Genomic DNA, 10,518 nt, shown 5'->3' on the forward strand with positions numbered 1-10,518 from the left:
GTCTGCAGATGAAACTTGTTCGTTACGGCGCGCCGGGGCAGGAAAAGCCCGGAATGATCGACTCGCAGGGGCAACTGCGAGACCTGTCGGGCCATGTCGCTGACATCACTGGCCGTGCCTTTGAGGCAGGGCTGATGGACACCCTGCGCGGCATAGACCCCGCAACGTTGCCGCGCGTCGACAACAGCCCGCGCATCGGCCCTTGTGTGGGCGATGTTCGAACCTTTTGGGCGATCGGCCTGAACTATACCGACCATGCTGAGGAAACCGGAGCGCCCATCCCCAAGGAGCCGATCTTGTTCAACAAGGCCGCCTCCTGCATTGTCGGCCCGTATGACGACGTGATCCTTCCGCCCGGTTCGGTCGAGGCCGATTGGGAAGTCGAACTGGCGCTGCTGATCGGAAAGCGCAGTTATCGGATTTCCGAGGCAGAGGCAGCAGATGCCATTGCGGGCTATTTCATCTGCAATGACGTCTCAGAGCGCGAATACCAGCTGAAGCGGGAAGGGTTGTGGACTAAAGGTAAATGCTGCCCGACCTTTGGCCCGATCGGCCCATGGCTGGTGACCCCGGACGAATTCAAGAATCCGCAGGACAAGGGGCTTTGGCTGGATCTGAATGGCACGCGCACACAGACCGGACACACGTCGAAGATGATCTTCACAATTGCTCACATCGTGTCCTATGTCAGCCAGTTCCTGATCCTGGAAGCTGGCGACATCATCACGACAGGCACTCCGCCGGGCGTCGGACTGGGCATGGCCCCCAATGTCTTCCTTAAGGCCGGCGACGAGATGCACCTGGGCATTGATGGCCTTGGTGCGCAGCGTCAAACCGTCGTGGCCTTTCCCGGCTGACTTCTCGCCTTCCGAGGCTGCGCCGCGTAAGATCGCCGCTGCAGCGATCCGAGAGGCAGGATGGACAAGCAGATCGATCAGTCGACCACAAATCCACAGGCGAGCCGCAAGTCCACGGGCTTGCGGCAGGTCGCAGCGGTCGCAGGGGTGTCGACCGCAACGGTCTCACGCGTCCTGAACAACCCCGAAAGCGTGTCAGAGGGTCTGCGCACACGGGTTCTGATGGTGATCGATCAACTGGGTTGGGTGCCGAATGCCGCAGCGCGTGCATTGTCGTCAAACCGCACAGGTGCAATTGGCGCAATCTTTCCTGCACTTGGTGTGGGTGATTTCGCCCGTGCCATTGACGCCATGCAGGACGCACTCGCGGCACGCAATTACCTGCTGCTGCTGGCGCGGTCGCGGTATGACGCGGCACTGGAACTGGTCCAGGCGCGCAAATTGGTGGAACGCGGCGTTGACGGGCTGATCCTGGTCGGCAGCACACGATCCCAGGACTATGAGCAGTTTCTGCGGCGGCTGAGCATCCCCTATATAAACTCATTCGTGTTCGACGCGGACTCGGCAATCCCCTGCGTGGGCCCTGACAACGCGCGCGCGATGGCTGAGATGGTCGATTATCTGGTGTCTTTGGGGCATCGCCGTTTTGGAATGATCGCACAGACCAATCGTAACAATGACCGTGCAGCCGCCAGGCGCGACGGCGTACGTGATGCACTGGCCCGGTACGGCCTTGCGATCCCCCCGCAGGCCATGGTTGAGGGGGAGTGGTCCATCGCGGAGGGCCGCAAGTTGCTCCGTCAGGTGCTGGCAACATCGCCCCGGCCCACAGCTATCATTTGCGGTAACGCACTTTTGGCGATCGGTGCGGTCCTGGAGGCGGCAGAAATGCATATCGTGCTGCCTCGGGATCTGTCGATCGTAGGATATGACGACACCGAGCTGATGTCAGAATTGCCGCAGCCGATCACAACCGTTCGCGTGGCATCGGACCGCGTAGGCAAGTTGGCTGCTGACTTGATCGTTGATATGCTGGAGGGCCAGACGTCTGTTAGTGGCGCCCGGATCCCAAGCGAGATCGTCGTGCGGAGCACCACTGGACCCGCCCCGCAAGACTGAGTTCTCATCCAGTACCACAACCCACCTGCTTTCATCCTTTCCTGGGACTTGACGGATGAGATCAATGTGGTTCATGTTGTAACCGGTTACAAATACCCGAAAGGGTTTGTAGGGGAGGAGATTCGAAATGAACAAACGCAGTTTTCTGCTGTCGGCAGGCATCGCGGCGCTTGGCTTTGGTGTATCCGTGGAAACGGTTGCAGCACAGGAGGCCTGGCCATCTGAGCCCATCCAGATCGTCGTGCCTTGGGCCGCGGGCGGTGCAACAGATGCCATCATGCGCATTCTGGCAGGCGAGGTATCGGATGCGCTGGAGGTTCCGGTCACCGTTGTCAATCAGACGGGCGCACGTGGCACGGTCGGCACGAACGCCGTCATCAACTCCGAGCCGGACGGATACACCTGGGCCTCGGGTGGTGTGCAGGATCTGGGCACTTATAAAGTCCAGGGGCTGTTGGACACAGATCTGGAAGACTGGCACCTGTTCATCGCCGTTTTGAACGCACCGGTCCTCAGCGTTGGCGAGGGGAGCGATCTGAAGACCCCGGAGGATGTGGCAGCTTTCATGAACGAGAACCCCGGCGATCTGACCGTCGGCACCTCGGGCATTCCCTCGACAGCCTATTCGGCGATCCAAGCGTTCCAATCTCATGTCGGAGGAGACTTCAGGGCTGTTGCTTACGACGGCGATGCCCCGACGATGGTCGCTGTCGTCTCGGGCGAAGTGATGGCCACAACCCAGTCCGGACCAGGTCAAGCGGCAATGATCAAAGGCGGCCGCGTCACGCCTCTCGCTGTCTTGGCGGACCAGCCGCTGGTGATCGAGGGCATCGACGACATTCCGCCCATCACGCAGTTCTATCCTGATTTTTCGGCTCCCGGCGTCACCATCCAGGTGGGTGTCTTCCTTCCAAAGGACGTCCCTCAGGAGGTTCTGGACCGCATGACCGAAGTTTGGGAAACGGAGATTGCCAACTCCGAGGACCTGCAAGCCTATGCCCGTGAGAATGGCTCGATCTTCAGCCCCATGCACGGCGAAGAGGCGATGGAGATGGCGCGGTCAGCCGTCGCCGCAACGGCATGGCAGATGCACGATGATGGCACGACCACGATGTCCCCGGATGAGGCTGGTATCCCGCGGCCCTGATATTGGCCATCCGTAATCATAGCCTCTGCGCCGGGCGCGGCTTGCGCCCGGCGGTCACTGCCGAACGGAAGGCTCGACCATGACCACCCCCATAACCCCTGTCGAAACAAACAGGGCAGACCGCTGGACCGGGCTGTTCTGGATTGTTCTTGGTGGGGCGATCATTGCTCACTCTTCGGGAATGCCTATACCGCGCAACCTGGGTGCCACGACGCTGACCGGACCAGGCTTCGTCCCGATGCTGCTGGGCGGTGCTCTGGCACTGCTGGGCGGATCCCTAGCCCTGCGCGCCAGTCGTGGCGGCGATGCCTACGCTCCTGACGCCCCCGAAGGTCCCATTTCCAATGGTCGAGCGATGGTCGCGCTGGTTCTGATGGTTGCTTATGCTGCCGCACTGGCACTCCGTCAGCCGTTTATCCCTGGCACAATACTGTTCGTTACCCTGTTCGTGACAGTCTTCAACTGGGCTGAAAAATCCATGCAGCAGCGACTGAAGACCGCTGGTGGCGCCCTGCTGCTGGCGACAATCACTGCCATCGTGATCCAGTCCCTGTTCGAACAGATCTTTTTCGTCCGTTTGCCCTGAGGGTCCCATGTTCGATTTCATGCCGCTGCTGCTGACGGGCTTTGCAAATATCCTGAACCCCCAAACGTTGGCGCTAGCCGCCGCCGCTTGTCTGGGCGGGCTGATCATAGGCGCACTACCCGGACTGACCGCCACGATGGGCTTGGCGTTGCTGACGACGATGACGCTTCACATGGAGGCATTCGATGCCATCCTGATCCTGATCTGCACCTATGTCCTGGCCATCTACGGCGGCAGCCGTAGCGCGATCCTCTTGAACATTCCCGGTACGCCCTCTTCGGCGGCTACCGCGCTGGACGGCTATGTCCTGGCTCGACAGGGCAGAGCCGGAGAGGCAATGGGATTGGCCACGATCGGGTCGGTTCTTGGCACGTTAGTGGGTATCTTCCTGCTTGCGATCATCACGCCGCCCTTGGGCGAGTTTGCCTTGTCCTTTGGTGCTTATGAGTTTTTCTGGCTGGCCTTGGCCGGGGTGATGCTATCGGGCAGCCTGTCTGGGAGCGATCCGATCAAGGGTTGGATTGCGGGTATCCTGGGTTTGTTGGTCGCCATGACCGGGCAGGAACCGGCCTATGGTTACCCTCGATTTACATTTGGGTTTCCTGAACTGACGGGCGGTATCCAGCTGCTGCCGGCCATGGTCGGTGCGTTCGGTTTCGCCGAGGTTCTGTATGTACTGCGCAGCAAGGCGAATGCTTCGATCAGTGACGCCTCGGATCGGATCGTGCCGCGCCTCGTGCAGGTCATAGCACTGCGCTGGACCATCCTGCGATCTGGTATCCTGGGAACGTTCGTGGGCCTGCTGCCCGGTGTGGGGGAGGATATCGGCGCGTGGGGATCCTATGCTTTGGCAAAGCGCATGTCGAAAACCCCTGAAGAGTTTGGACGCGGATCGGTCGAGGGGTTGACCGCGGCAGAGACTGGTAACAACGCGGCCGTTCCCGGTGCACTCATCCCGGTCCTGACTTTGGGCATTCCTGGGTCTGGCGTCGCCGCTGTTCTGATGGCCGCGCTGATCATCCACGGTGCACAGCCCGGCCCGCTGATGATGACCACGGATCCTCAGATGATCTACAACATCATTGCAATGCTTTTTGTCGCGACGCTCGGTATCCTCATCTTCGGTCTCAGCCTTACGCGGCTGATGATCATGGTCCTCAAGGTCAAAGACACATGGCTGATGCCAGTGGTGGCCGTACTGTGCCTGGTCGGACCCTATGCGATCCAGTCCAGCTATTTCGACATCTGGGTGGTCGTGGCCTTCGGGGTGATTGGCTTCGGACTCCGGCTCATGAATTATCCCATGGCGCCGCTGGTTCTGGGCATTGTTTTGGGGACCATCCTAGACAGCAACCTTCGGCGGGCATTGACGCTGGCAGACGGCAATTTCTCCAGCTTCTTCACCCGACCGATCTCAGCAGTCCTTTGTGCCATCGTAGTGACGATGATCCTGGCGCAGATTGGCCCCGTACGTCGCGCCGCGGGCCGGGGGTGGCAAGCCGTTCATGGGGGTCAGTCATGATCCCCGTGACTGGCGCGACCCGGTTCATCGTGATGCTTGGGGATCCCATTGCCCAGGTCAAGACACCCACCGTGTTTCAGGAGTGGGCTGCTGCGAACGGGCAGGATATCATCATGGTCCCAATGAGGGTGTCGTCTGCTGACCTGTCTGTAACATTACAGGCAATTCGAGGATGGGCGAACTGCTGCGGTGCAGTCATCACTTATCCCCATAAACAAGCCGCCGCCGCCGCCGTAGATCATGCGTCGAGAGCGGTACGGATGGTGGGCGCCTGTAACGTGATCCGACGGGAACCTGACGGCCGCTTGTCAGGAGATATCACTGACGGCGCCGGGTTCGTAGCAGCGCTCCGATCTAACGGATTTGATCCCTTGGGTAAGGACATTCACCTGATCGGCGCAGGTGGAGCAGGTTCGGCAATTGCATTTGCATTGCTGGAAGCTGGGACAGCACGCCTCGTCTTACGCGATCAACGACCAAAGCAGGCCGAAACGCTGTTTTCTGAGTTGAAAGAACTTTTCCCCAAGGTGCCGGTCTTGACGGAACTGCCTGACAATTTTAACTGCGCCTTGATCTGCAATGCGACACCAGTCGGGATGGGCGGGGACGCAGCACATCCATGGCCGTTGGAGACACTTCCGCAGAGCTGCCTTGTGGCAGATATTGTCCCTGACCCTCCTATGACCGCCTGGCTCATTGCGGCAGAGAAGTGTGGTCATAAAGTCCAAACCGGTCCTGATATGGTCAAGGCTCAATTACCAGCTGTTGTCGGATATATCCTGAACCATTCTCAGCAAACTTAAATCCACCGGAAATTTTTGTATGTTTTGATGATAGCACGTGTGCTCTGCCGACGCCTATTTGCAGGAGTTGGCGATTGAGGTCGATAGCTGCTTACTTCAATCCAACCCTTCCGGTTCACTCCATATGCGGCTCAGATACGAATGGAAATTGACAAACCTGTTTCTGCCCGCCCAACACGTCAGGACTAATTTCACCGGGGGACTATTTCCGGGATGCTAGTCTTATAAGTTCAAGTTGAGAGGACCCTACCCGCTGCCGTACCTGTCAATGCACCAGGACCAGACGGCATCGACGGCACTTCCGGACGGGGATGACCGCTTCCGCACCAGGTAGAATCCAGTCTCAGCATCGAACCCGGCGTCGCCGAGGTGCAAAAGGCGCCCTCCATCCAGATCCGCCTCGACAAAGGCGCGGCAAGCGATCGCGATCCCCTGACCTGCCAGCGCCGCGTCCAGCGCCAGAGATGTTTGGTTGAACACCGCACCCGGCACCTTGGCATGGGTCCCAAAGTATCTCGACCAGTAGTCGTAGCCGTCATGCAGAAGCGGAAAGTCGGCGATCTGACCGGGCACCGTCTCGGATGAGGACACGCCCGGCAGGTGCGGGCTTGCCACCAGGACAAGCTCTTGCGGGAACAGAAAGCGGGCCTCCAATGTCGACGGGAAAGGGGGACGCGCTTCACGGACGGCAAGATCGACCTGATCGCGGTCGAAATCCGAGATACTGGTCGTCGCCACGGTGCGAAGTTCCACCGATGGAAGCGCCGCCTGCAGGGCCGACAACTGCGGGATCAGCATCCGGGTCGCGAAGGTCGGCGTGACGCTGATGGTGACCGCATCGGCACGATGCTGCAGCCGGTCGGTGGCAGCGCTCAGCAAGGCGAAGGCGCGCGATACGTCAGCAAGGTACGCCTTTCCCTGTCCCGTCAGCGCGACACCACGGGGCAGCCTGTGAAACAGCGGAAGGCCCAGATGATCCTCCAGAAGCCGAACCTGCTGCGCGACCGCACCTTGCGTAACGCCCAACTCCTCGGAAGCCGCACGGAAGTTCAGATGGCGCCCGGAGACCTCGAAGGCGCGAAGCGCATTCAGTGGCGGCAGCGTTCTGGGGGAGATCGACATTTTGATCCTGCAGATTTTCTACTGGATAGCGGTGTTTTATCTCGCGCGTAAGGCTCCGCGACATCGGTCATAAGGGGCGTGATGCCCCGACCGTTGGGCAGATCGATACCTCTTCCATTTTCCTGCAGATCGGGACCGCCATGACTGCCCACCGTTCACTTCTGATGCCGACCTCCTATTCGGTGATCCTGGCCGTCAGCGGCACGCATCTGATCAATGACCTGATCCAGTTCCTGCTGCCAGCGCTCTATCCGGTACTGAAGACGGAGTACGCGCTCAGCTATTTTCAGCTGGGACTGCTGACGCTGGCGCAGCAGATCACGGCCTGCTTTCTGCAGCCGATCATGGGTCTGTACGGAGATCTCAGGCCCAAACCCTACATGCTGGCAGTGTCCATGGCGGTGGTGGCGGTGGGCGTCGTGATGTTGGCACTGGCCAACTCATTCGCACTCCTGCTCGCGGCTGCTGCGGTGCTTGGCATCGGTTCGGCACTGTTTCACCCTGAGGCCTCGCGCGTCTGCCGCATGGCCTCGGGCGGCAGGTTCGGTTTCGCGCAATCCAGCTTTCAGGTCGGCGGCAATACCGGGACCGCCCTCGGGCCACTTGCCGCGGCGCTGTTCGTTCTGCCCTTGGGGCAGGTCAGCACGGTGTGGTTCGGCCTGCTTGCCGTGATCGGGTTCGTGATCCTGATCCGGATCGCGGGCTGGTTCGCCAATCACCAGAAGATGCTAAAGTCGGCCGGAACCCCACGGACCGAGGGCCCGCAACTGTCACGCCCGCGACTAATCCTGGCGTTCGCCGTCATCGGCGCCCTGCTGCTGAGCAAGTTCGTCTACATCGAGACCTTCAAAAGCTACTATACCTTCTTCCTGATCGAACGGTTCGGGATGGAGATCCGTCAGGCCCAGACCATCCTGTTCGTCTTTCTGGGCGCCGTGGCCGTCGGCACATTCTTCGGTGGTCCCATCGGGGACCGGATCGGCCGGAGGAGGGTGATCTGGGTGTCCATCGTCGGGGCGCTTCCGTTCGCACTGCTGCTGCCCCACGCAAACCTCTGGGGTGTGATCGTCCTCAGCATCCTCGTCGGCCTGATCCTGTCGTCGGCATTCTCAGCGATCGTGGTCTACGCCCAGGAGCTGATGCCGCAGAAGGTCGGCATGGTGTCCGGCTTCGTCTTCGGTTTTGCGTTCGGGGTCGGGGCGCTTGGCGCAGCCGCCCTTGGGGGGATCGCCGATCTGGTCGGCATGCAGCAGGTGTTCAACGCGCTCTCGCTGCTGCTGTTTCTTGGATTTCTGACCGCGCTTTTGCCGGACATCGAGTGAAGCCTATCGTGGTCGTTTGACCTGACGGGGCGGCCGAGGTCGGCGCCCATGGGCTGATCGCAGCTAGGGATCTATGGTCATGCGCAGAGCAGCAGGTGTTCAACTTGCCAGCAGGTCTGCTCAAAGAGTAAGCACGGCGCACCGACATGACCGAAAACAGGGCAGGCCAACATGATCCGGCGCTTAGTTCGATCCCTGGGTCCCGCGATACCCGTGGGCAACCCGAAGGAGGCGTTGCGCGCCGGGTTGGGGGCATTGATCGGCTTGGTCGTGGCGGGCGCATTCGTCCTGGCTGCGTCTGCAGATGTCCATCTGGGGCTCTTTCTGATCGCGCCATTCGGGGCCAGCGCCGTGTTGATCTTTGCAGTACCCAGCAGTCCGCTGGCGCAGCCATGGTCTGCTGTGGTCGGAAACACGGCTTCTGCCTTTGTCGCCATCGCCGTTTGTGCTGCACTTTCCGACCCCGTCCTGCGGATCCCCGGGGCAGTGGGTGCCGCCATTGCGATCATGATCACGTTGCGCGCCCTTCATCCGCCCGGTGGCGCAGTCGCGATGACCGTGGCCATGAGCCCTGATCTGGCCCAGGAGAGCGGACTGTGGTTCGCCTTGAGCCCGGTTGCCCTTGGAACCGCGATCCTTGTCGTTGTGGGTGTCCTCTATGGGCGGGCCACCGGGCGCCATTATCCGTTTCGCCAGTTCGAACAGATCAACCCACAGGGCACATCTGATCATGTCGCAAGCGAACGCCTTGGCCTGTCTGAAGATGATCTGGTGAATATCCTGGCTCGCTATCGACAGTCGCTGAACCTGGGTGTCGAAGATCTGGCTCGCCTCATAGCAGCAGCTGAAGTCACGTCTGCAGGACAGCGAACCGGCAACACCAAAGTTTCGGATATCATGTCGCGTGATTTGATCACGGTCGGTCCGACCACCTCCTTGCACGATATCGCAGCCTTGTTTCTCCGGCATGAGTTCACTGCATTACCCGTGGTCGAGGCTGGGGGGCATTTCCTCGGAGTGATCTACCAGCGTCATTTGCTCGGTGGCGCGCGGTTTCGCCATCCGGAATGGCTGGAACGTATTCGAGGCGCTCGTGCACAGAGTAGCCGCGCTCCGTCACGGGCAAGTCAGATCATGGAACAAGATGGCCCCACCGCGTCGGCCGACAAGCCAATCGCTGCGCTGTTACCGCAAATGGCGGACGGGAAATGCGATGCAGTACCTGTCATTTCGGGAGGTCGCATCGTCGGCATCGTGACCCGAACTGATCTGATCGCCGCGCTGTCGAGATCCAGCCTTGCGAATTGACGGCAACATCACGAACTGTCCAACAATTGGCGGGCGCGCCGAAGATCCAGTATTTCTTTGCGGTCTGCTGGCGATGTTGAGCCGACTGACCGGCCTAAAGCCGGCAATGCAGCGATCAGAACGGTGGGTAACCGGATATCTCGGAAGAAATGCACGATTGTTGGCACGCCCGAAATCGGCGCAGATGGCTACGAAAGCGTGGCCCTATGAACGGCTCTGAACCGGGAACAGATGCTGAAACGCGCCGGGCATCCGAGCAACATCTGATAGGCGACAGGTGTCCAGAACACCCATGAACGCCTCTCTCGCTTGGGAGATCACGGCAGGCAACCCGCAGCCCTGGGAGATACGGCATGTGCTGCAATCCACCAGGGGGTCGTCGCCTTCGGTGTGTCGGACGACTTGGCCGATGGTGATCTCGATGGCCGGGCGCGCCAGTTGCAGTCCACCCTGTCTGCCTCGGGTGGTCCGTATAAATCCTGCGATCCCGAGGTCCTGAACGATCTTCATCAGGTGGTTCTGGGAAATGTCATGGGCCTCGGCGATCTGGCGGATCGATACCAGCCCGCCGTCGCTCGCTGCGAGATAGATCAACGCACGAAGGGCATAGTCGGTGTAACGGCTCAATTTCATAGGACATGAATACAAGTATTTTCTTTGCATGTATAGCGCCGTATAGATGCATAAGAAATACATGTTTAGGAGAATCACATGGCTCGCCAGCTGTCCCTG

General features: G+C 60.0%; 10 protein-coding genes. 8 read left to right on the forward strand and 2 right to left on the reverse strand.

Features of this window, described 5'->3' with window-relative positions:
- Positions 1–8 precede the first annotated feature (8 nt).
- The 6 genes from FHD67_RS17325 to FHD67_RS17350 all read left to right on the forward strand — a co-directional run bounded on the left by FHD67_RS17325 (position 9) and on the right by FHD67_RS17350 (position 6,034).
- Positions 9–857, forward strand: coding sequence for a fumarylacetoacetate hydrolase family protein (locus FHD67_RS17325; RefSeq protein ID WP_139599463.1), 849 nt, complete (start codon positions 9–11; stop codon positions 855–857).
- Positions 858–917: 60 nt separating this feature from the next.
- Positions 918–1,976 (forward strand): LacI family DNA-binding transcriptional regulator, encoded by a 1,059-nt coding sequence (locus FHD67_RS17330; protein ID WP_139599464.1) that lies wholly within the window; start codon positions 918–920, stop codon positions 1,974–1,976.
- Between the two features lie 127 nt (positions 1,977–2,103).
- Positions 2,104–3,123 (forward strand): Bug family tripartite tricarboxylate transporter substrate binding protein, encoded by a 1,020-nt coding sequence (locus tag FHD67_RS17335; protein ID WP_139599465.1) that lies wholly within the window; start codon positions 2,104–2,106, stop codon positions 3,121–3,123.
- Positions 3,124–3,202: 79 nt separating this feature from the next.
- The gene (locus tag FHD67_RS17340) at positions 3,203–3,709 is read left to right on the forward strand and encodes a tripartite tricarboxylate transporter TctB family protein (protein ID WP_139599466.1); all 507 of its coding nucleotides are present in this window, start codon (positions 3,203–3,205) and stop codon (positions 3,707–3,709) included.
- A gap of 7 nt (positions 3,710–3,716) precedes the next feature.
- Complete coding sequence (locus FHD67_RS17345) at positions 3,717–5,231, forward strand: tripartite tricarboxylate transporter permease (protein ID WP_139599467.1); 1,515 nt, start codon at positions 3,717–3,719, stop codon at positions 5,229–5,231.
- Positions 5,228–6,034: a shikimate dehydrogenase family protein gene (locus tag FHD67_RS17350; protein WP_139599468.1), complete on the forward strand. Its 807-nt coding sequence runs from the start codon at positions 5,228–5,230 to the stop codon at positions 6,032–6,034. The genes FHD67_RS17345 and FHD67_RS17350 overlap by 4 nt, the downstream gene beginning before the upstream one ends.
- Positions 6,035–6,280: 246 nt before the next feature.
- Here the strand turns inward: FHD67_RS17350 and FHD67_RS17355 are convergent, their stop codons facing one another.
- A complete protein-coding gene (locus tag FHD67_RS17355; RefSeq protein WP_139599469.1) occupies positions 6,281–7,156 on the reverse strand; it encodes a LysR substrate-binding domain-containing protein in 876 nt (291 codons plus the stop codon).
- 140 nt (positions 7,157–7,296) lie between these two features.
- On the opposite strand from FHD67_RS17355, the gene FHD67_RS17360 reads away from it, so the two are divergent.
- Together FHD67_RS17360 and FHD67_RS17365 are read left to right on the forward strand one after the other, a co-directional pair.
- Positions 7,297–8,478 carry an MFS transporter gene (locus tag FHD67_RS17360; RefSeq protein ID WP_139599470.1) on the forward strand — a complete coding sequence of 394 codons (1,182 nt, stop codon included), beginning with the start codon at positions 7,297–7,299 and terminating at the stop codon, positions 8,476–8,478.
- A 171-nt stretch (positions 8,479–8,649) separates the two neighbouring features.
- Entirely contained in the window at positions 8,650–9,786 is a 1,137-nt protein-coding gene (locus FHD67_RS17365) for an HPP family protein (RefSeq protein ID WP_139599471.1), read from the forward strand.
- Positions 9,787–9,990: 204 nt separating this feature from the next.
- Here FHD67_RS17365 and FHD67_RS17370 read toward each other — a convergent pair.
- The coding region (locus tag FHD67_RS17370) for an RrF2 family transcriptional regulator (RefSeq protein ID WP_246071334.1) at positions 9,991–10,518 on the reverse strand (528 nt) is incomplete at its 5' end.

Origin of the sequence: Paracoccus haeundaensis, assembly GCF_006239215.1 — a bacterium.
GTDB classification, from domain to species: domain Bacteria; phylum Pseudomonadota; class Alphaproteobacteria; order Rhodobacterales; family Rhodobacteraceae; genus Paracoccus; species Paracoccus marcusii.